The 21,816-nt window shown below is 35.5% G+C and carries 16 protein-coding genes; 12 read left to right on the forward strand and 4 right to left on the reverse strand.

From position 1 onward, the window contains the following. The first annotated feature begins 193 nt into the window (after positions 1-193). From CH367_RS07880 to CH367_RS07900, 5 genes are all read left to right on the forward strand, one after another. Positions 194-1,942, forward strand: a complete 1,749-nt coding sequence (locus CH367_RS07880; RefSeq protein ID WP_100761920.1) for a hypothetical protein — start codon at positions 194-196, stop codon at positions 1,940-1,942. Between the two features lie 372 nt (positions 1,943-2,314). Continuing rightward, the gene (locus tag CH367_RS07885) at positions 2,315-4,630 is read left to right on the forward strand and encodes a hypothetical protein (protein ID WP_244284504.1); all 2,316 of its coding nucleotides are present in this window, start codon (positions 2,315-2,317) and stop codon (positions 4,628-4,630) included. 203 nt (positions 4,631-4,833) lie between these two features. Further along, positions 4,834-5,322 carry a hypothetical protein gene (locus tag CH367_RS07890; RefSeq protein ID WP_100761921.1) on the forward strand — a complete coding sequence of 163 codons (489 nt, stop codon included), beginning with the start codon at positions 4,834-4,836 and terminating at the stop codon, positions 5,320-5,322. A 175-nt stretch (positions 5,323-5,497) separates the two neighbouring features. After that, positions 5,498-6,568, forward strand: a complete 1,071-nt coding sequence (locus CH367_RS07895; protein WP_100762094.1) for a hypothetical protein — start codon at positions 5,498-5,500, stop codon at positions 6,566-6,568. Positions 6,569-6,609: 41 nt separating this feature from the next. Continuing rightward, positions 6,610-7,095 (forward strand): hypothetical protein, encoded by a 486-nt coding sequence (locus CH367_RS07900; RefSeq protein WP_100761922.1) that lies wholly within the window; start codon positions 6,610-6,612, stop codon positions 7,093-7,095. Between the two features lie 162 nt (positions 7,096-7,257). Here the strand turns inward: CH367_RS07900 and CH367_RS07905 are convergent, their stop codons facing one another. Genes CH367_RS07905 through CH367_RS07920 form a run of 4 tightly spaced genes read right to left on the reverse strand, consistent with a single transcriptional unit; the run spans position 7,258 to position 11,009 of the window. Next, on the reverse strand, positions 7,258-7,947 hold the full coding sequence (locus CH367_RS07905; protein WP_100761923.1) for an SOS response-associated peptidase: 690 nt from the start codon (positions 7,945-7,947) through the stop codon (positions 7,258-7,260). A 9-nt stretch (positions 7,948-7,956) separates the two neighbouring features. Further along, positions 7,957-10,236, reverse strand: a complete 2,280-nt coding sequence (locus CH367_RS07910; RefSeq protein ID WP_100761924.1) for a DNA polymerase domain-containing protein — start codon at positions 10,234-10,236, stop codon at positions 7,957-7,959. Then, positions 10,217-10,480, reverse strand: a complete 264-nt coding sequence (locus CH367_RS07915; RefSeq protein WP_100761925.1) for a DUF8156 family protein — start codon at positions 10,478-10,480, stop codon at positions 10,217-10,219. Before CH367_RS07915 ends, CH367_RS07910 begins: the two co-directional genes overlap by 20 nt. After that, positions 10,443-11,009, reverse strand: coding sequence for a hypothetical protein (locus CH367_RS07920; RefSeq protein WP_100761926.1), 567 nt, complete (start codon positions 11,007-11,009; stop codon positions 10,443-10,445). The genes CH367_RS07915 and CH367_RS07920 overlap by 38 nt, the downstream gene beginning before the upstream one ends. A 563-nt stretch (positions 11,010-11,572) precedes the next feature. Here CH367_RS07920 and CH367_RS07930 point away from each other — a divergent pair. The 7 genes from CH367_RS07930 to CH367_RS07965 all read left to right on the forward strand — a co-directional run bounded on the left by CH367_RS07930 (position 11,573) and on the right by CH367_RS07965 (position 21,167). After that, positions 11,573-11,794, forward strand: coding sequence for a hypothetical protein (locus tag CH367_RS07930; protein ID WP_100761928.1), 222 nt, complete (start codon positions 11,573-11,575; stop codon positions 11,792-11,794). Positions 11,795-12,141: 347 nt separating this feature from the next. Further along, positions 12,142-13,017 carry a hypothetical protein gene (locus tag CH367_RS07935; protein ID WP_100761929.1) on the forward strand — a complete coding sequence of 292 codons (876 nt, stop codon included), beginning with the start codon at positions 12,142-12,144 and terminating at the stop codon, positions 13,015-13,017. Continuing rightward, the gene (locus CH367_RS07940; RefSeq protein WP_100761930.1) at positions 13,014-14,327 is read left to right on the forward strand and encodes a Kelch repeat-containing protein; all 1,314 of its coding nucleotides are present in this window, start codon (positions 13,014-13,016) and stop codon (positions 14,325-14,327) included. The genes CH367_RS07935 and CH367_RS07940 overlap by 4 nt, the downstream gene beginning before the upstream one ends. Further along, the gene (locus CH367_RS07945; protein WP_165783242.1) at positions 14,308-14,760 is read left to right on the forward strand and encodes a hypothetical protein; all 453 of its coding nucleotides are present in this window, start codon (positions 14,308-14,310) and stop codon (positions 14,758-14,760) included. Before CH367_RS07940 ends, CH367_RS07945 begins: the two co-directional genes overlap by 20 nt. Before the next feature lie 2 nt (positions 14,761-14,762). Further along, positions 14,763-17,408: a hypothetical protein gene (locus CH367_RS07950; RefSeq protein WP_100761932.1), complete on the forward strand. Its 2,646-nt coding sequence runs from the start codon at positions 14,763-14,765 to the stop codon at positions 17,406-17,408. A gap of 15 nt (positions 17,409-17,423) precedes the next feature. After that, on the forward strand, positions 17,424-18,920 hold the full coding sequence (locus tag CH367_RS20980) for a hypothetical protein (protein ID WP_244284505.1): 1,497 nt from the start codon (positions 17,424-17,426) through the stop codon (positions 18,918-18,920). A gap of 963 nt (positions 18,921-19,883) precedes the next feature. After that, positions 19,884-21,167, forward strand: a complete 1,284-nt coding sequence (locus CH367_RS07965) for an SH3 domain-containing protein (RefSeq protein ID WP_100761934.1) — start codon at positions 19,884-19,886, stop codon at positions 21,165-21,167. Positions 21,168-21,816 lie beyond the last annotated feature (649 nt).

Genomic DNA, 21,816 nt, shown 5'->3' on the forward strand with positions numbered 1-21,816 from the left:
GAAGTACTAAACAAATGATAAGTACATTGAAATGGGGTCAAGTAAAATATTCTTGAAAGTACAACAGTAAATTTTAATATACCAATTGTTTTATAGATAGATTTCAGATGGATAAGATGCAATTAGTTTTGAAAGTTATCCGCTCGAAACAAGAAATAAAGATAGATTTTAAATTTGCTTATTATAGGGAATAATGACTTCATTTAACCAAAAAGAATTTTTCTTTCTCACTACTTGTTACACTAATAAAGTTAATGAAACGATTGTATTTAAGTATTTTGTTCTTAAATACATTTTGGATTATGTAAATAAATCAGAAAAAAATTTTAAAATTCAAAATAATATAAAAAAGAAATATGGAATCTATATACCTTTAACTTTACTTGATAAGGTATTAACAAGTTTATCTCAGGAATTTATCGCCTTAGAATTTTCAGAGGATATATTAACTTGTAAGAATGATACTTTTGCTTTGAGTCATGAACTTGGAAAGTTTACTGCTGAATATGATAGTGTAGTAGGGACTGTAATAAAATCTTTTAACGAATATTTATTTAACAATGGTGTTGATCGTTGCACTTTTGACCAATTTACGGAAGCTCTTGATTCAATAAATGATCTTATACTTGACAGCGAGAATAATAAAGAAAAGAGGAACTCTCTTCCAAAAAGAGAAAAGCTATTATTAGAATTTATTTCTTATGCGTATCAAGTTGATCCGGCAAGTGAATTAGTTAAATGCTTAAACAAACTCCTGTATACTGTTCTCGTTTATCTTTACTTTACTGCTATTAATTATAGAAATTCAAAAATTGAAAACAAAAGCTATATCATCGATACTAATATATTAACTTATTATTTAGGAATAAATGGAAAATCCAGGCAGCAATATGTCCATGAGTTATTTGAGTATATAAATAAATTCAATTGTTCTTTGGTGATTTCAATTGAAACTATTAACGAGTTATCAAATTTATTAATTAAAGAAAGAAATGATGAGATAAAGTATTTTAAAAATGCAAACGCACAGCTAACCTACAACTTGATGCATTACGGCAAGGCAACAATATCTAATTTACTAAAAGAATTTAAAGTAATAATTGATGAATCAAGTAAGTTGGACAATCATGGAAAATTTTCTGAATGGGATAAGCTGCTATTTAGTTTAGATCGTTATAAAACGGACAAAAGGCATGATAGAAGTTTTTATGAAGAATCAATAGATCACGATATTAATTTATTATATTTAGGAGAAGTATTCAAGAAAGTTAATTCTTTTTATGATTTTCGGTACCCTGTTATTACTGCAGATTTTCATTTTCAGTCTTGGTACAAGCGAGAATTGAAATCAAAATTTGATTCTGAACTTTCTGGTGTCGTGTCATTAGATAAAATTACACTTCTAATGTGGATCGAAGGTGAGGGATTCAAAGATACGAGATTTATTGCGCACTCTTGGGGTTACGTGGTTGAGAGTATTCCTTATTTTAAAATGGAAAGCGCGAATAGTGTATTTAGACTTTTTGAAGAAAATATTGCTTCGGAAAACGCCGGCTTGCCACCAGAAGATTGGCGATCGGCTATTTTAATTATTGAGGATCATTTTAAAAATGAAAAAGAAACTTTTCGAGCTTCGAGAGAAAGCGTTATAGAAGCTATAAAGATTTTTAAGGATAGCCTTTATAAAGAAGAACGAGAAAAGAATCGAGCACTGGAAGAAAGAATAGAAAAATTAGAATCTGTAATTAAAGGTAAAGAGAAATCCAAAGAAGATATTAATATTGAATTGATTAATTCTAAAATTGATAATTTAAAAATACTTCAAGAAACAAAGCCCGCTATAGAATTTAAAACAGAATTTGAAAAAGCGCCTTTTAAATTTATTATCAAATATCTTTCGGAAAGATTTTGGTTTCTACAGTTTTTAAAATATTTGGTTTAGTTGGTTTTTTTATTATGAAAAGTATTAAATTTTGTGGAATGTCTTCGTATTCCGGGAATCTAAGTAAATTACGATAATTAGATCCTCTCATTATCTCAATACTCTTCTTTTACTTTTTCAAGATGGTATGAATTCGGGAATATTCATATTTTAAAAAGAATGAGAAAATGTTAAGGGAAGGTTCAAACAATTTTAATTATAAATCCTTTCAACTGCGCAAATCTTCCGCAATCGTGCAGTTGAATTGTGAATCGAAAGAATCTAATCTATTCTGTTTATAATATTAAAATGAACAATTGTTATTTCAAAAATAATTATAGTAAAATTGGAAAGTTAATCTGATCAATAGTTATAGGAAAAATCGGAAGAATAATGGTGAGAAGAAAGAGTAGCAGAAGGAAAGGAGGAATAAAAAAAAATACGAATGAAAAATTTGAATTTCTAAAAAGTAAAATTCAACCTCCAATTATTCAAACATTAGATAATCCTTTAGTAAATCTTACAATAGATGAGAAAAAAGAGTTCTTTTCAAAGTTGAGTACCCAAAATAAAATACTCTTAGAACAAACTTTGTTCGAGCTTACCGAAATTTTAAAGGAATTCAGTCCTGAAATTATTCTTTCCTTCTTTTCGGCTTATTCACTTAGCATTGGAGTAAACGATAACGGCGTCGAAACCGTTGACGAAACAAGAGAAATTGAGCAACCACATATAGAAATTCTACAAGCCCTTGCTTTAATGCTACCAAAGGACATGTGGGGAAAAGAACCTTTACCACCTCACAATTTACAAATAGTCCACGATAAAATAAAAGATTTACTTATTACTTTTTCGTATTCACGAATGAATCCCGAAGTTTTTGATTTGGAGGAAAAAGAGAAGGGGATCGTAATGTTTCAAGAATTCATCCGGAATCATACAAGTAATATCCGAAATTGGGGATATTTTAGTCAGGTAAAAGTAATACTATTAGAGTTATACGGTGAATTTGATAACCTTCTCAAGGAGAAGGTAGGGTTTTCACCTTCCGAAGTAATTAATGTCTTTTCAAGTATGATAGCACAGACTGAAAAGTTAATGACCCAGCATTCAAATCGTTTGAAAGATATGTATAAATCTTCGAATCGTTCCGAAATGATTCGAAGATTTAATTTGTTCAGAGGTGCAAATGCGAACGAAGAAAATAAGCTTAATCAAGTAATATCGAAGTTGTCTCTAAATCGAGAAGCTTTATTTAATTTGATTTTAAGTTATGAAAATCAAAATCTCCCGGAAATATTTTCATTTTCATTAGAAGAAATTTCGGACTGTTGCGGAATACATTCTAAAGTTATAGAACAGATCTTTGATTATTTCTCATACGAACCGGGAGATTTGGAAGAAAGCAATCCTGAGTTTTTTTTCTTGGATAACCCAATTTGGAAGAAACCCATTATTAAGATTAATGATGCGTATTTCTGTCCGATACCTATTTTATTTTTTAGTAATTCCTTTACAATTTTAGATTCCTTAATTGAAAAATATTTTAAAGATGCATTGCATGTAAGAAGGTCAGTTTATTTAGAACAAAAAATAGAAGCTATAGTTAAGAAACGTTTTCCGGATATATCGACGGTTGCAAAGGTTAACTGGTTTGAAAAAGATACTCAATACGAAACAGATTTAATTACTTTTATTGATGTATATGCAATAATTATTGAAGCTAAATCTCATAGAATTAGTTCAGCTGCATTAAGAGGCGCACCCGATAGAATAAAGAGGCATATAAAGGAAATAATAATTTCCCCTGGAATTCAATCTAAACGACTTGAAGAGCGACTTCAGTATTTAATAGAAAATCCTAATGTTGATGATGAGCTTAGACAAAAACTTCCAGTTGATCTAAAAAATATAAATAAGATACTTCGTATTTCAGTTTCGCTGGAAGATTTTGCAACCTTACAATCTAATATTGGAAATTTGAAAGCGACTGAATGGATGCCATCATCCATTGAACTTTGTCCAACTCTTAATTTAGCTGATTTCGAAACTGTATTCGATTTTCTTGATCATCCAGTTCATATTATTCATTATTTCGAACGAAGGACTGAACTTTTATTAGATGAAAAAGTTAATATAACTGGCGATGAATTAGATTACTTAGGTTTTTATTCTGGAACTCTTTTTAGTTATGGTTATATTAACGAAGATAGTAAGGATAATTTAAATATAACGATGATGTCGAGTCCTATCGATCACTATTATTCTTCAAAGGATGCCGGTATAGATGTTCCTAAACCTGGGCCGCAAATATGTGAAATATTCAAAAATATTTTGATAAAGTTAGAAGAAAGATCAACGCCTGGTTGGACTGTTCTTGGGGTCGCTTTGAGTCGATATTCTCCAACTGATCAAGAAAAGATTACTAACTTTATCACTCATATGAAATTGAAAATATCAAATAACTGGGATGCTGAGGATTTACAGAATTTTTTAATTTTCGCTCCCCCTTATGGATCAGAATATGGTTTAGCTTTTGTTTTGTATAGTGATTCAACTATTCACAGAAAATATGAGTTTATTGAATCAGCGGAATCGCAAGTATTTAACAACTCTTATGCAAAATACGCATTAATTATAGCTAAGAATATCGATGATAATGAAAGTCCTTATAATTATATTGCTGTTGGTCGTAAGATTGATGACTAAGTTCAATTTACTATTTATAATCTAAAGATTATTTCGGATTGTTAGTCTTAAATTAATAAAACATTGTAAAAAATTTAAACTGAAGCTAACGTTTAAAAAAGCGAATGTATTCTCTTAGGATGATCGTGCAGTTGAAAACAGATTTTGCCGAAAATAAACAAATGTTACTAAGTAATAGTTAGAGTATATATAATTGAGCTTGTATGACACTTGAAGAATCTCGCAAAATGCTGGAGCAAAAACGTGCTGATTTATTTGATTCGGCAAAAAAGTTCATGGAAGAGAGGAATGAGAGTCCCATTGAAAGTACTTATGAGCTTTTTATTATTACAATCTTCAAGCGGGCTCGTGCGTTACTTAGCGGCTTCATTCTCCTGCATGAAACGAACAATTATCAATGTGCGGCTCCATTAATTCGACTACAACTGGATAGCTTGCTCAGATCCGTAGCGCTTTTCAAAGCGCAGGATGCCGATCAATTTTTAGAAACCTTCTTTGTTGGGGGAAAAATCCGTAATCTGAAACTCCATAATGGTAAGAAAATGACCGATGCAGAACTGATTAAAGAATTAGAGGTTTTATATCCGGCGGGCAAAAGCTTTTACGGAATGCTATCAAGTTACGTTCATTTATCAAATTCACATCTTTTCTCTGCAATTAAGTTCTTTTCTGATAAAGAAAATTCAAAATAAATTCCTATTTCAATTTCACTTGATGAGACAGACGAGATTCTTGATCAGCAAGTTTGGATAGAATCGAGCAAGCAATTCTTTATCATTACGGAATTACTCGTTGCTGTCTTGGAGCATATCGAAACAGCTTACATTATCCCTGAGCGTAAAAACAAAAAATACAACGTCTAACTTCATGCAAACGTTCTTCAGCATTAAGTATTATATACTCAATGATGAGATTCAAAAGTTAATCGTTGATTATAACTTAAAATTAAATGAGAATGATTTATCAGAAATATTCTTCTTTGTTAATGAGTTTTCAGAGAATTTAGACAGCGAACATCCAATTTCTCGACATATTAATGCAAATGGAACACATGATATACTTAATTTATTTCTCCATGGCTTAGTGATAAAAAGTTGTAAAGAATCAATTGGTTTAGATCGCGAAATAGAAGGAAAACTTCGATCAAAGGAGAAGTTCTATTCAATTTTTAATGAGCTTTTGATCTCTTATTACTTTATACGAAATAACAAGTCTGTTAGATTATTACCAACAGGAGTAAACAAGACTCCTGATATGCAGGTGATCTATGATGATTCAAGGAAAATAACTTTAGAAATCAAAACACTTGGAATAAGTAGTGCGAATAAAAATAAAAGAGTGCTTTCTGATTTATTATCGCAGGTCATTTCGAGGTTTGCCTTAAAAAATAAAATTTCAGATATTAGATTTTTACCTTCCGATCGTATGGATGAAATTGTCGATGGAAAAGTAATTGAAGATATTGTTGCAAAATACGATTTATATTGTGATTGGCTATATGAATTACTAAATAGGCGAATTAGAAAAGATAAATTATTTATTAAAATTCCGCTGATAGGGCGCGTAGATTATTTTTTGTCAAAAGAAATCGATGCAGGAATGAATGGTCAAATTATTGGTTTTTCGAGAAAATCTGAAAGCGATTTCGTAAAAATTATTAAGAATGGTATTCAAGAAGCAGTAACCCAATTATCTAACTATGAATCTCCAAATTGCATAATTTTCTGCGATAATATTCCTCACCCTCAATTAGTTCGTTCAATTCCATCGAATTTACAGAAAAAAATCGAAGGTCTCTGTTTTATTACATTTATATTTGATCGATATCCGAAAATTATCGTAAAATATTTTCCTTTTAAGAGAAAGGAATCAACAAAGTATTTAAGAAAGTTTTTTGCAGATTTACAGTCGTTCAATGAAAGACTCTTCTTACATTAAATTTACTTGTAGTTCGTATGCTCTTCTCTACGGTGTCTTCGATGGATTCAATTGCAAAAATATCAGCTGTGTATGCCAAATTGCTTAATGGCATTGATTGGCAAGATCCGCTCTTGTGCAAAGGATTGCGGGAGGGGCGAAATAAGTTTCTCTCAAATGCTTGGTTGAGTCTGTTCCCAGATCCTAACAAATATCATAATACCCACTTTGCAAGTGTTGAAGCTCATCGACAATTAAAAGGCAAAAAATACTCCGGTCTCGTTTTTGAACACGTAGTACCAAAACATTACTTTCAATCGCGCCTCGAATGTGAAGCCGAAGAGGCCGCTAAAAATGGTAAGTCGATTTCAATAGCTCGAATTGAAAAAATACTCCGCAAAAATTGGATTCTCGCAACAGTTACAAAAGATGAAGACAAAAAACTGCTTAAGCTTCCCGTTGATTGGGATTTGGATGAGAAAAATAAATTTATACGTTACGCTAATTTAAAACTTGAAGTGAATAGCTTTTTCAAAGAACCATTATGAATTACTACAAAGGATTATTGAATTCGAATTCGATTCACTTAGAAGTTAATAAGGTTGCTTGTTAGTTAGAATTTTGGGATCAATTACTTATTTAGATACCTATTTCATTGATCGGGTTAGCTTGATTTATTTTTGGATTGTATTTATATTTGCTTTGTCATCTTAAAATAGTTTTAAATTGTCGTCTCTTTTTTCCTTTTTATTTATTCTTAAAATATCTTTATTCATATTTTGAACTTCATGAACAAATTGTATTTCATTTCCCTCGGCATGATAAATAATTTTCTCTGGATCTTTTGAAGAATCATCAAGCCAAGACTCAAAATCTTTTTTCAGTATCAATCCTGGTTGTCGGTGGTGAATTTGTGCGACATGCTTGTTTGCTGGCATCGTAACTATTACGAATCCAATTTTTTGCATTCCATCATCGTCTTTAAATGGGACGTTTAAACCGGCGAACGAAAAGATCTCCTCGTTTTCTAAACTCATTCGAAATCGGTTATTTGGTTTTGGAATTGTTTCACTCCATTCCCAATATTCGGTAGCTGGAATTATGCACCGATTCGACTCTAACGCATTTGCCCATTTCCAATAGGATTTTATCTTTTCGATTGTCGCATTAATTATTGGTTTCTTTAGAATTTTTCCATTTACTTCAACGTTTTTCAATCCCCAGTGTGTATGAATCAAAGAGCGATTTCCGTTTAAATTTTGAATAACAGGCTCCACCCGTGTCGGGAAAACTTCTTTCTCTTCCCGGAATTCTCGTCGGATTTGATCAGTTTCATATCTTAGATTATAGTATTCTATGACCTGAGACGCTGAGGCGTTTAGCGAATATCTACCACACATAATAAATTATTAACTAACAAGTTTAAAAGGTAAAAGCAATTGTTTTTGTCTGAGAGCTTTAAAATATTCGCGCGGTTGTAGGTGTTCAGTGACTTCTTCTAAGGCTTGAATTAACAAATCTCTGTAAAATTCGATGTGAATTTTTGGTCGAACTGTGACTTTTACAGCAATTTCTTCAGGAAGGTATTCTCGTTTTTGTTTCCAGCCTTGAACTACCAGATACTTGATTTTTTCCCCGGGTTCTATCTTGATTCCTTGAGCATTTAACGAGTTTAACGACTGAGATGAAGAATTCTTCGCAACGTATTCTTCGGAGCTTTTCGAAATCGTCCTTTTCATTAAGAGATCTCCTATTTCGATTTTACCATCGAGGAGTGCCTTCACATATTGAAAATACAAGGAGTCTAAGAATGGTCGTTTTTCATAAAGCTCGTTCTTCGTTGAACACGATTGCATCGTTTCTAACAGTTCGGTTTGAAATCGTTTGATGAATGTAGGCATATCCTTTCGCCGAACGAATATGCCTCTTACTTTCAGTTCACCTTGCAAGAATTTTCCGAGGTATCGATTTACAACTCCAATTTGGTGATCGTTTTTTGAAGCTGGGAACATTAGCCATTCATAGATACCTTCAATTTTTAGCTGTATTTTCGTTTTTTCGGTAATCGCCGCGCAAAGTAAAAGAAGTTCCTCGCGTGTGAAAGGAGCTGAATCCAGTTTTGAAATAAACAGAGAATCAGTAATGGCATGGAGAAAAGTATATCCGAGATCTTCTGTGACTTCCTTAGCAATCAGCAATACCTCTCGTCCGATTGCTGTAACGGATTCGTGGCTCTCTAATCTTCCGAATTTAGCATTGCGGTATCCGAGATAACCGAAAGAAGTTACGAGCATCCATTTTAAGGCGTTTTGTCTTGCGTCGTAAATCGCTGATCGTTCGGATTTAAGCTCGATCTGGTCTTTGTAATACTTACGACGTTTGAGAATATCCTCTAAAGCCTCAGAAACGACTCCTCGACGACGAGTACAACAATGATACGTCGTTCCTGGAATGTAGGTTTTAGTTTCATCGTCTTCGCAACAGCTACAGTTCACAGTTTCAGGACTAATATTGTAGGAACTCATGATCGAAGGATACATTTGAGCGAAATCTAACTGTGCAACGTTTTCTAAAAGAGATCCGCTGCTTAAATCGGGGAGTGTAACGAGTCCTCCTTTATCGACTCGGATGAGTTCATAGACTGTTTTCGATCTTTCCAGAGACGATTTTTGCCAAGGGACAAGATAATTCTTTTTCAGTGCGACCGCCATTTCGATATTCGTCAATGCGGTGCCGGTGGAGGCGCGTGCCATCCGTTGAATAGGAATTCTGCTTAATCGTGCGAGTTCGAATATACCGAGAAGATAGGATTCTTTGAACACGAAGGAATTACAACTATCGATGTGGAGTCTTCCAAATAAAGGATAGTTAGGAGCACGGTAGATAACTTGTCCATAGGACTCAAAGGAGGTTCCTTTCGTCTGAATTTTGCGTGTTATTCTTCCAGGATCTCGGTCCAGCAGGAGTTTAAAATGATGTTGCTGACCTAAAGAGAATAAGAACGGCATGATGGCCTGATCGCCAAATGCGCTTACAATAATGTCTGGATCGAATTCTTTGAGGATCTCGTTAATTCTGCGAAGAAGATCTACTGCGTTAGGAAAAAAGAGTTCCTCATGGAATCCGTCATCGGTGGAAATGACGAGTGGATTTGCTTGTGAATAACCGATACGATGGTTGAGTTTAAAATAGAGATCCATTGTTCGCAGTTTAGGAATTTCATAGTCGGCATCTTGTAAATCACTGAGCGGCTTAATCGAAGTTAGTCTCTGACCTTCATACGTGACTTGGACTCTTGCGAACGGATAAAGCTTCTTTGCATACATGTAAGCGGTTGTAAGCTCAATATCCGAATGATAGATATCAAGCTTTTCATAAAACGCATGTAATCGGTGATAGATTCTTCGTAATACTGAAGGAACCGAGAGTGATATTTCAAGGACCGACACTGGCTTATTTGAATAGAATCCTAATTTATTCAGTTGTTTCGGAGGTCGCAGAAGCGCGCGTAGTCCGATTAAGCGAGCGATGAAATTATTCTGATATCTCTCGTTTCCATGAATATAGAAGGTGGGGTAGAAAACGTCATGAAAGGATCGGAGTTCACTTTCACCTTTGATCCAAAGTGTGATGTTTCCTTCTAAATCATAGAGATCGATTAAGAATCCTTCAAAGCTGTTTTCCTTCATACTTTTCCAGTCTTTTCTTTAAATCGTTCAATTCATCACGCAATACTACGATATTAGAAAGAAGAATAGTTTCGATCGAATAGGGATTCGAAGCCATTACACCTGCCGCCAGATGACTTTTTGCGATTCGCATAATATCATCGAATGCTTCTTGATGTTTTCTCGGTAGTGCGCGTCGAAAGTCTTTGAAGCGTTCTGTCGCTCCATCAATCTCGCGTGAATAAGGTGTTACTGTCCGTCCCATCGTTTGGCACCTCCTGAGCCGCGATTTCTTTTACAGTGGAACCGATTGATCTGCTAAGTTTTTGCAAATACGTTTGATAGATCGGATCGGATTTTTGGATTGATTCAGATATTAGAAATCGAAACCCGTTTTCTTTTAGCCGAACGAACTTCTCAACTAAGCGATCGAGCAGAGTGATTCTCTCATCCTTTTTTACGTCTCCGTCGAAAAACTGTTTTGAGGGAGCTAAAAATATAAAGAGTCGTTCTTTTAGTGGCTCTGGATCTTCGGAATCCAGGAGAGAATTCATAAAATCTAAAAGTTGATACGGTGTAAAAGCTCGTTGAATTTGAATTTGATGCAGCACGAAGGTTTCAAAGCCCTTTGTGGCTTCGGCGACACTGTACGCCTTGAAACGGATTGCGCAGTCAACTACTTGGATTTCATAGCCTTCCCTGCAAAGAGCTACTAATAGCGAATGAGAAAAGCTATTTGATCCTTTTCCGAGGAGGAGATTCTTTTCCAACCCAACAACATTTGTATTTTCCATAAAGATGCATGATATCCGAGATAGTTAAAAATACAAACATTTAGTTGCTAAATATACAATAAGTATAATTTTTTATAAAATGATATGTTCCGAAAATGTGGAAAAACCAAGAAATCATTAGTACAAAATTGGAATAAGACATAATGGAAAATCTGCAAAAATTCAAGTTAGAAAATGAAGAATAATATATGCGAGCAATGCCGAAGATCATATTAAGAAAATTTAATGCTTTTATTAATACTAATAAAGAATTCGATTCAGAAATCGAATTAAAGGAGCTGTAAGTGTATTTCTTGCGATCTTATAAAAACCAGAGTGTTCAGCATATTTTTTCTTTGGAAAACTATGATGGATATAGTCTTTGTAAAGAATTAAGGCATCCAGACAATGAATTGCAAGTTGCAGTAGAATTCGAAGATATGGAAGAGCTGATTCAATTTTATCCTAAAGAAATTGAAAAGAAACCAGTCTGCGCTCGGTGCGCGATTATTCTGAATTCAACTTTAATAGAATCACTCTAATTCCAGACTACAAAATACCAAGTCGAAGAACTATTACATCGAATGAATCCATTGGCGGCATTTGACCACGAAGAAGAAGTCCTGATTCTATTACTTGGTAAAATTCAAGGAACCATTGAACAGAAAAATCGAAGCATTGCTGAATCTGGACTGGGTTTACGATCACAGAAGCTCTATGAAGGCTACGATCAACTTCATCGTGCATCGTCAAATATGGAAGCCCTGAAGAGAGCTTTGTTTTTTGAACTTGATTATATTCGTTAAACTAAATTTACAAATGAATAAGTTGCAAATGAAGATATAAACATTCTATAATGTGTTTTGTTTTTAAATTTCCGTATGATTAATGTTTAAAATTATTTTTTGATTATCAATTTATATTTTAGCACCTAACAATTCTTCAAAAAGTTCCCACTCATTAATTTTTTTCCAGAATAAACCGCATTAGATAAGTAACCAATTACTTGAAGTTTCATTTCGCTTAACGTTTCTTTTTAAAAAGTTTTTTACGAAAATACAAATAAAATTGTCTTCGAGGGATAGGTTAAATTTGATGCCACTGAGACACACTTTTGCCTAGAGGGGCCGGAGTTGGGGTATCTTGGGCAGAAATGTATAAAATTTTGGTAATTGCACTGTTTTTTCTCGGTTCGGTCATTTGGGCAGAAGAAATCCGGGTTGGAGATGAAGTATTTTTCGGAGTAATTATTTCTCAGACTTCCGAAGAGGTTATATTCCTTTGGAAAGGTCAGAAGTATTCATTTCCCCGGGAATCCGTAGAATCGATTAAAAGCGACTCTAAAGATGTGGATCGATCTTTTGCGGTAATTTCCGCTTCCGTGCAGGGAGGGACATTGATCCGTGGGTATATCGTTGAAAACAAAAACGATATTATCGTGATTCAAACCGATTTGGGCTTAATCAGGTTATCCCAAAGTAAAATTTTAAAACTCGAAGGGATTAGAGACCCCGACTTTTCTCCAAATCCAAAGTACCTTATAAGTAATCGTGCGAAATTAAATTATTTAACGATTAGTATCGGTCCCGCTGCCTTTCTCAGTTCAAATCAATCACTGCAACGCAACTTTGGATTTTTAAGAATCCAGTTTGATCCGGGGATTCTTAATTTTGATCGATACGGTAAATTTGGTCTTACTCTTGAGGGACTTTCTTCACAAAATAAAAAAGGGGAGGGAGTTCAATTTGACGCTTACTTAGCCCACCTTTCATATTCTTACTATTTTCGAGAAGGAAGACAATTGCAACCGTTCGCGCGGCTGAGAGCTGGTGGAGGTGTATTATTGCTTAAAGACACGGAAGAATCCATTTCTCCATACGTCTATAGCGGTTCTCTAACACTCGGAATCCGTGCGATGATTACGGATCAATTTTATTTCGATACAGGTTATTCTGTTGGAAGCATATCTGGAAGAACTAAGGGAGTCGCATATCAAGAAGTTTCCTTAGGAACGGGGATTCGATTATGAAAATTCGAATCATGCTCTTTACAATTGTTTTTAATTTAATACAATGTGTCGCAAATCCTATCGAAGAAAACCAAAAGAATAATGAATCCAAAGCGATTTGGTTTCGAATGGCAGAGCGAAATGGAGACACTGCCCGAATCGAGTGGCTTTGCAGTGAAGAATCGAAATCGAGAATATTACTCCTTGGAAAAACCTTTGGCCTGATTGAAGTTCCATTCAAATCTAAATTTCATACTGTAACTCTGACTTCGGTAAGCACTGGGGATAAGTTTCTTGTAAGCTGTGGTGGGAATTCAGACTACACGAAAAATTCTCTAATTGGGACTATCGAAGAGCCAGCACAGAAAATCGTTTACCATATCGGAGGATTTGGAGATCAATTATCTCCGATTGCACAGGTAGATGCTTTTATTCCATCTCAAAATACTTGGATTGCGAATATTACTTCTGTACCAACCCCTCGACACTCTTCGGTAGTTTTAAGTCATCTTGGAAAAATTATCGTTTTTGGCGGTAGATCAGTAACCACGACAACAAGTATCGTAGAATCATACGATCCAAGGTCAAACCAATGGACGAGACTTACAGATATGCCCGTGCCGCTTCAAGGTCATACTGGCGTTTCATTGAACGGTTATGTTTTCCTATTCGGAGGATCTACGACGCCTGATATGACCACAGGGACTCTCCCTCCATTTTCGATTTATCGATTTGATCCTTCGATCGGATTGGGTTCTTGGACAACGATTACAATCGCTACACCGCTCTTGGATAGAATAAATGCGTCCTCTTGTGTTTTAGGTGGAAGCATTTTACTTTCAGGCGGAAGGAATCCAGCGAATGGAACTATGTCTGTAACTCAAGACAGTTATAGTGCAGGATTAAATACGACAACGTTAAGAGATGAAGCTGATTTATTGATCGGTCGATTTGGACAAGGAGTCGCTTGTTCAGACGATTTCAAACTCAATCCAAAGCGGTCTCTTGCTATTTTTATTGGAGGCTCTTCGCAAACTGATTTATTGCAACCTCCTAACGCAATCAATCCTTTGTCCTCCGTTGAAATATTCGATCCAGTACCGAATACAATAGCGGCAGGACCAACACTTCCGGTAGCCATATATGCTCCCGGGACCTATTATGATTCGAGTCAGGACTTGGTGTATGTGACTGGTGGTGCGGTTAACGTAAATGTTCCTTCTTCAGACATTTATGTTTTAAAAAATCCGGGTGGCGCAGGTTCGTCTTGGAGCAAATTGAATTCAACGATGCCTGTTAGAAGATTCGGTCATGGGGTTGCTGCATACTGATATGAAAACTCAGAATTTTATTTTTCTTTTTATTTCCCTCATTTCAGCACACATATTATACGCGGACGTTATCGATTGGACTTCGAATGAATCCGAAATTCAACCAAAGAAATATTCGAAATATTTAAAGTATGAACAAAATGGTGACTCTCAAAATGAGAAAAAGGTCTATCGTTCTGCGCTTAAAGATTACCAAAAAGCAGATGCAGGTTATTTAATCAATGACGACCTAAAAGATAAAATCACAGAACTCAAAAAAAAGAAGATCAATAGAAAGTTCCCGTCAGATCCGATGATTTCCTCTCCTTCAGAAGACACAACCGAAGAGAATCAGGAAAAGCCGATACCAGACATTTGGATAATGTCTGCGGCTGTTCTTGTCTCTACTTGGTTTTTGTTTCTGAAATTAATTTCTAAAATCAAGGTTAGATAGTGATGATTAAAAAGGTATTATTAGGACTAATTGTTTTCTTTGTCGTATCCGGTTGCGGTTCCCAAGGGAAATCAGGAGCTGATTTTAAGAATTTAGCAATGTTGGGTTCTTTCGATCGGCAAAGTGGTGTAGTTCAGTCGGGTTCCGATAACGAAACAAACGGCACGCCCTTAGATTTTATCGATGGAATCGGCGGAAATAATGGCGGCATTATCAAACCACAACAAGGAAAGGCGTTGTTCCGATTAAAATTATCTTCCGACGAAGAGCAACCTTTCAATGCTCCACAAGGTATAAAAACCGAATTGAGGCTGAATCAAGTTGGAAATCGTATTTCTATGATCGGACTCGGAACGGTAAGCGACGTTCAGTGGATTCAATTATTCATTAGCGAAATCAATGTCGTATCGAGTAATAAAAATAATTCTAAAAAGATTCAAACTCCGAAACCTGTTTATATTCGTGTGGCGGACGGACGAGTATTTGGAATGCCATTTATTGGACTTCGAGCGGGCGATTATACAAGTCTAAAAGTGGATTTCAAATCACAGGGTTATATCAATATCAATAATAGAATCTATAATATAGATATTGATTCACCTTCCATAGTTTCAAATACACCTTTCACTGTTCGAAATGGGAGAATTATTAACCTTCGCTTTTATGATAGTCCTACAGGCGGAGCGGTAGTATTACCAAATCCGAAAAACATAGCTTTTGAAGTTAAGTTTAACAAAACCAACGTTGACAATAGAAACGTTCGACTTTCTTTAAATGGATTTCAGGTTTCGCAAACAGAAACGGACGTTTTGAAAAGTGGAACTATAAAAATCAATTCAGTAAAAATCGTTTATACAAACGGTACTACTATTCCGGTAAATTCTTCGACTTCTTCTTTTGAACTCTCTTCCTTAACTAACGGAGATGTAGCATTAGTTTCATCAAAGAGCGTGAATTCAGGAAGCATCAAAGAAATTCAGGTATTGCTGTCTTCGGATGCAATCGCAAATTACGGTTATGAAAGTATTGTTAATAATAGTATCACTGATCTTAATCGGATTTCAATTCCGGTTTCGTCCAATTTAGTCGGCGATAAAATATACGAATATTATTTAGAAATCTCACCGTTAGACTCATTCGTTTCGAGTTCGGATTACAGACCTGTTTTTCGACATTTTGGAGGAGCTGAATTCGAACCGGATATCTATAATCGAATTTCAGAAATCGCAGGTCGCGAGATGAACCTCGCACTGAAAAAAAGCGCACAAGTAGTTATTGGAAGAGAAGACCTTCAAAATACAACGATTGCTTATGTTGGATCAGGTATTCACCAACTTGTGACAATCGGTAGAATTGCTGTTCAGAAATCGATACTAAATCCTAAAAGTCTGGCTTCGATCAATTACCTTTCACCCGGAGGGTCAGTTGGAAGTCTTACTGTAGAAAGTTATGGAATGCCAAAGTTTGAACCTGGCATTGATTTTATTTATTTTTTGAACCAGAATGATTCTCAAGCAGAATCTTTCTTAGCTCACGGAGTTTTCTCCAAGATTCCTTTAATAAATCGAACGGACTCGCCCGCGTATGATAAGAAATTATCACGGAATACGCTTCAATTACGACCTGTTTCCGGACAGTACGATTTTGCCAAGAGTTACAAGAAAGAATGGATTGGCGGAGTTAACAATGTTTTAGGAAATTTTGATGCAAGTCGATCTGGAGCGAATCTTTCAACCGAGTATTACGACAAACCTATCGATTTACTTGTGAACTCGGATGTTTCTGATTGTTCGAAGGCCGATATTTCCGATCTTGCATTATCTGGGAATGTTATTTACCTTTTGAAAGAACCCGATTGGATTTGTACTTCTAAAACTTGTTCGTATCGTTGGCAATGCGGAACAGATGAAAATTCGATAGTTCGATCTGATATATTTATTTCAGAGAATTATAATATTCTTCAGGACAACGAAGTTCCAGTTTCTAAAGCTGTTTACAATTTAACTGGAGTGGGGGAGTGCATTTTAGGTTCGACAGGTTGTAGCTCTTCTACTTTTGATCCGAATAGTGTAACGACACCATTCTTGGATCTAAACAAAAAAACTGAGCTTAGAAACTTTCAAGTTAACTTGTTAAGGAGTAGATACGGTTCTCCATTAATTGTTGATCAAAACGCTATCAGTAAAGCCCAAGAGTTTAAAGATAAAGCTTCTTCTTATTGTAATCCTTCTCCGTGCGTTTATCCCGAACAAGAAACGGATATTCGCTTTAAGCCTCAAGCCGAGGAAACTCAGTATTATAACGATTATCTCGTTTACCTTGAATCGGAAGGAATTGCGGGATCGGAAAAATATTTCCAATTTACAAAGGAAATGCAAGAAATCTACAAACGAATTACGAAAAATGTTGGGGCTAAAGCCGAGATTTATATGATTCAAGCAATTGAAAATACGAATTCAAAGTTATCTTCGATGCCTTCGGAATATATTCGCGAAAATACAAAACTTCTCTTCTATCAGATTCAAAAAAGAAAAGAAGTGTTAGAAGGATCTTCTGAAGAATTGGATACGCGCTTTCGAGAGTTTTTGGAATCGGAAACAAAAGTTTTGATTCAAATCCGAAGAGAACACCTGAAAAAATTAAATTAAAAATTGAAGGAAACAATGAAATCATATTTAAAAATTCTTTTTATTACTGTTTGCTTGTTGCCTGTTACCATATTAAATGCAACACCACCTTTTTTTCCTCCAAACGCGTTCTTCGAAATGTTTTCAACCTCTCCCCATTTTAATTTAGAAGGAAACAATACTATTAGGTTTCCAATTCATTGTACCGGATACCTTGCGAATGGCGGAGCTTCATTTACATTATTTGGTGATAGCCGACTTTATTTTTTTACAGGTACGTCTGGATTTGGTGGAACCCTCGGAGGGCCTCAAGAACAAAGGGCAAATAATATAATTGATGCAAGACTTCAAGCAGACAATGATTTAACGGATTTCGTATTAGATAGGGATGAAAATAATCCAGTTAATAAAGGCGGAAAAGTATATCAGCAGAGTTATCCAGGTAAAACCGCAAAAGAAATGGTTGGTTTATTGAAGTATTGTAATGAAATAAATTATCTTACAACTTGGCGATCGATTGGACCAACTTTTATCCATGCTGGTGGAAACGATATAATTGGGGGAATGCGACAGCTTTTTAAATTGGAAGGTCAGGCCAAATTGTATATGTGGCTTATTGCTTTGGTTACGAACCCATTCGGCTTCATTTCGGATCTAATCAATGGAAGAACGAATAATTATACTGAGCTTTGGTGGGTTTGGCAGTCAGAATTGCTTGTTGAAGACTCAGTATTGTCTACTTCAACGTTAACATATCAAGTAGTTCGCGATAACGGAAGGCCCGTTGTCGTGAGTATTCCTGCTATTGCTTGGGCTACCGATGGGTTGCTCGAACAACCTGATCAAATACTTGATGGGAAACGCATGTTGAGGATGGCTTATATATTTACGGCATTTGCTGGAAGATTGGCCGCGAAATTGGGTCAGGATTTTGGAATCTACATGTTAGGTGATAATCCATTAATTTCGATTGAAGATTCTTTTCCTCTTTCTTTTGATCCTGCAAATTACAATTTAGCGTCGTTCGATGCGGTTCATTTCTCCGTAATTGGACAAAAACGTTGGGGATCTCACATCGCTAAAGTTATGGCGATAAAAAATATTCTTTCAATGAATGAAGCGATTCGTGGAACATTAGAAATCGGAAAGCGAATTGATGCTAAAGCGATCGCGAATGGCGTTGATCAATTTGAAGCTTTTTCGATAGAGCCTACAATGATTGGAACTACGGGAGCATATAAGGAATTTGTGCGTTATGTGGCTTGGCCTTTCTTTCCTTATCTTGTTAGAGTGTATGCACGAAATAACGGGGATGCTTATTGGGTTCCTGATAAATTTTTGAATTTATATCAATCTGTAGGGGAAACAAACTCGTCTTTAGGATATCCAACATCTGATCCATACTGGCACGGTCCGTTTATGTTGGATATGCGCCAGAACTTTGAGAACGGTTGTATGAATATTGGTCTTGCAAATTCTCCATTGTCTTATCCACAAATTTATTCTCAAGAGGTATGTGATGCGAATCCATAATGTTAAACTTATTGTTCTATTTCTTTCAATTGGTTTTTGCTTAGTGTGTAAACCTAAAAGTGATAGCGGAATCGATTCTAATCTTTGGCCATTGATTCAAAATTCGATTGACAATCAACAGAAATGTCAGTTGCCGAATGCTGTTATGAATTCAAGCAGTGTGAATTGTTTTCAGCAATCTTCTGTTTCAATCTTATACAACTTAAATACATCCAGTTTAATTCCAGTTGGTACGACTACTATTTCGGCCGGAGCTAAATTACAGTGCAAATGTCCTTCAGGGAGCATTAATTCAAACGTTTGGTATATAGAGTCAGATTCTACGAAGCAACCAGTTTTAATTAAAACTGTTCCCGCAAGTTATTATCCTAATGACCCGAAAATATTAGAAGGTTATAATGTTGGAGATACTATCTATTGCGGATTGAATACGACTTTGTGTTCTATAAGTGATTATATTTATCAGAAAATTAGAATCGTACCTTGATGTAGTTCTGGCGAGTTGAATTTTAGAATATTTTTTGTGCTTTTAAATTAACTGTACTATTTTTGAATTCGCTTTCTTTTATACTCGCTTCGGTCGATACTGTCCTTAAAGTTTCGCAAAATGAGAACCTGAGAAAGCCAGTTCGCTTTATATTTCCTGCATTCTGTCTCGGGATTGATTTAAGAGAATTGCATTCGATGGATCCTCGTTTTTTTCGATAAGACGACCTTTTGAGCATTTCATTTTTTCTTTTCTTCTAAGGTCGGCGTCATAAAGCATGGTGCTTTATACCATCCTCATATATATTATATAAGCGATGGTAAAACTGTTTACTCCCATCGCAATTAGACCTTGATGAATTTCGGTCCTCTGCTATCTGTATGAGAGACCGCATCGTTTGTGAAAATCCTTTGTGGTTTTTATCGTTTTAAGATTTGAAAATATTTTTAATATTTTACTTGGAGATTGGATTCCGTATGAAGCTTAAGTTTGCAGTAAGAATTTTTCTGAACATGGCCGTTGTGCTTTTTTTCGTAATTGATTGTAGAAGTTTTCAAGGTTCAGGTTATACCTATAGCGCGAATTCTGCGGTTTATTCCAAGCCGGATACGAAGAGCCCGATTGTGTTTGAACTTAAGGGGAATTCGAATTTTGTCATTCTGGAACAAGTTCTCAATCAAGAAAGCCCCGGTGTTAGTAATTGGTATAAAATTAAAAAGGAAGGGCAGGTCGGATATTTAGAAGAAGCCCGTTATAAAAAGGATTCTAAATCGAAATTGCTGTTTCTCAAATTGAAGAAGCCGAAATTCGGAATGACGATCGCAACTTCCTTGTTTCTACGTAGCGAACCCAGTCTTTCGGGTGCAATTTTAGAGAAACTTCATACGAAGGATATCGTGGAAATTCTGGAAGAAGGAACCAGTGCCGTTCCCGTAAACGGTAAATTGGGTCATTGGGCTAAAGTTAAATCTAAAAACGATAAGGTCGGATTCGTATTTACCCCGTATCTTTCGATGGGGGACTCGCCGGATAGTTTTTCTTTTGTTGAAGATTCGGAAGCGAATGAAACTGGTTGGGTTTTTCTTAAAAAAGAACCGAAATTTATTTTTAAAAAGCAAAACGGTAAACTGCAAAGATCTGCAAACGATCAGCTTACAGCGAATCAGTTTTATCTGATACAATCCAGATATTTGTCCAAGGACGGAAAGATTTATTTTCATATCGTCAAGCAATCCGCTTCTTTAGCGGACTGGTATGCGGATCTCCAGGTTACTCTTTCGGCTGATTGTTATGTACCTGCTGAATCCGTAGAAGTCTCCACTCATTACGCATCTTTGTATGCCAGAGTGAACGAACCGAATCGAAAGAAAATTAAGATTTTCGAATTCCTAAGTCAAGAAATCATCGATGATGTTGATCCTGAATTCACGAGTTTCGATTCTTTTACGTTTAAGAAAGTTAAATATCATGTAATGATTACCTCCAATAAGTCCGATTACGACGAATGCAAAGGATGCTTTGAAGCCGAACGTTACAATCGTGTTTTTGTTTTCGAAGAGAAAGGGGGTGGGTTTAAGCTGATTTTTAGCGAAGCCGGTTCGAGGAGAGCTTCTTTTGGCCAATATTCTGGCCGCCCTATAATTACGATCGCAGACAGCCCGCCCGTGGAAGGAGATCAAGATCCGAGTAAAATTACAAACTACAATTACGGATTCAACGGATCTGAGTTTATATTGAATTCCACAGATGTAGTTCGATAATTCCTTTTGTGATTCTGGTGATGTGTTCCGAATTTCAAGACTTCCAAAATGATCTGAATTGAAGAGGTTAGTATCTATTCTTTAATTGATCGGAATTATTTCTTATTTGTTTTTCTACTCTAAATTTTGTTTTGATTGTGTTGACCGACTCGAACACATCAAAGTGTTCGATTTTCGCACTGAGCTTGTTCACAAGTTTCTGAGTTATTTAACGTCGTAATCAATGGTGTTTTCTACCAACCTCTATATTAAAAATATAGGTGATGGTAAAAATGAGAGAAGAGAATGGTGGCACCTTCCTTTACGACGCGGATCGGTTATTGGTGCTATAAATTTCAAGTTATTTGAATAGAATTCTTTGATTAGTCCGTTAAGTTTCAACTGCACTTTTCGTTAAAAATAGGTTAGTCGATCGTTCAGTTCATCGAGAAGAAAATTAAAAATCTCGACTTTCATCTTTAAAATGACTTGATTAAGGCGTTCAGAATATTTGAATCGATCCTGATTTCAGGTTTGAAAATATGAATTCCTTAGGATTACACAGGACTGGAGAGAGATTATTCAAAAAGGCTATATTCTCTCTATCCAATCCACACAAATCACCTTTAACACCTGACTCTTCTATCCCGATCAACACGGAATACTACTC

The sequence above is a fragment of the Leptospira barantonii genome (assembly GCF_002811925.1).
Classification (GTDB): Bacteria; Spirochaetota; Leptospiria; order Leptospirales; family Leptospiraceae; genus Leptospira; species Leptospira barantonii.

Bases quoted from the DNA above. Each gene is read 5' to 3' on its own strand.
- CH367_RS07885 (WP_244284504.1), top strand. From the start codon at position 2,315: ATGGTGAGAAGAAAGAGTAGCAGAAGGAAAGGAGGAATAAAAAAAAAT.
- CH367_RS07900 (WP_100761922.1), top strand. From the start codon at position 6,610: ATGGATTCAATTGCAAAAATATCAGCTGTGTATGCCAAATTGCTTAAT.
- CH367_RS07940 (WP_100761930.1), top strand. From the start codon at position 13,014: ATGAAAATTCGAATCATGCTCTTTACAATTGTTTTTAATTTAATACAA.
- CH367_RS07935 (WP_100761929.1), top strand. From the start codon at position 12,142: ATGTATAAAATTTTGGTAATTGCACTGTTTTTTCTCGGTTCGGTCATT.
- CH367_RS20980 (WP_244284505.1), top strand. From the start codon at position 17,424: ATGAAATCATATTTAAAAATTCTTTTTATTACTGTTTGCTTGTTGCCT.
- CH367_RS07965 (WP_100761934.1), top strand. From the start codon at position 19,884: ATGAAGCTTAAGTTTGCAGTAAGAATTTTTCTGAACATGGCCGTTGTG.
- CH367_RS07895 (WP_100762094.1), top strand. From the start codon at position 5,498: ATGCAAACGTTCTTCAGCATTAAGTATTATATACTCAATGATGAGATT.
- CH367_RS07945 (WP_165783242.1), top strand. From the start codon at position 14,308: ATGGGGTTGCTGCATACTGATATGAAAACTCAGAATTTTATTTTTCTT.
- CH367_RS07880 (WP_100761920.1), top strand. From the start codon at position 194: ATGACTTCATTTAACCAAAAAGAATTTTTCTTTCTCACTACTTGTTAC.
- CH367_RS07915 (WP_100761925.1), bottom strand. From the start codon at position 10,480: ATGGGACGGACAGTAACACCTTATTCACGCGAGATTGATGGAGCGACA.
- CH367_RS07950 (WP_100761932.1), top strand. From the start codon at position 14,763: ATGATTAAAAAGGTATTATTAGGACTAATTGTTTTCTTTGTCGTATCC.
- CH367_RS07905 (WP_100761923.1), bottom strand. From the start codon at position 7,947: ATGTGTGGTAGATATTCGCTAAACGCCTCAGCGTCTCAGGTCATAGAA.
- CH367_RS07920 (WP_100761926.1), bottom strand. From the start codon at position 11,009: ATGGAAAATACAAATGTTGTTGGGTTGGAAAAGAATCTCCTCCTCGGA.
- CH367_RS07930 (WP_100761928.1), top strand. From the start codon at position 11,573: ATGAATCCATTGGCGGCATTTGACCACGAAGAAGAAGTCCTGATTCTA.
- CH367_RS07890 (WP_100761921.1), top strand. From the start codon at position 4,834: ATGACACTTGAAGAATCTCGCAAAATGCTGGAGCAAAAACGTGCTGAT.
- CH367_RS07910 (WP_100761924.1), bottom strand. From the start codon at position 10,236: ATGAAGGAAAACAGCTTTGAAGGATTCTTAATCGATCTCTATGATTTA.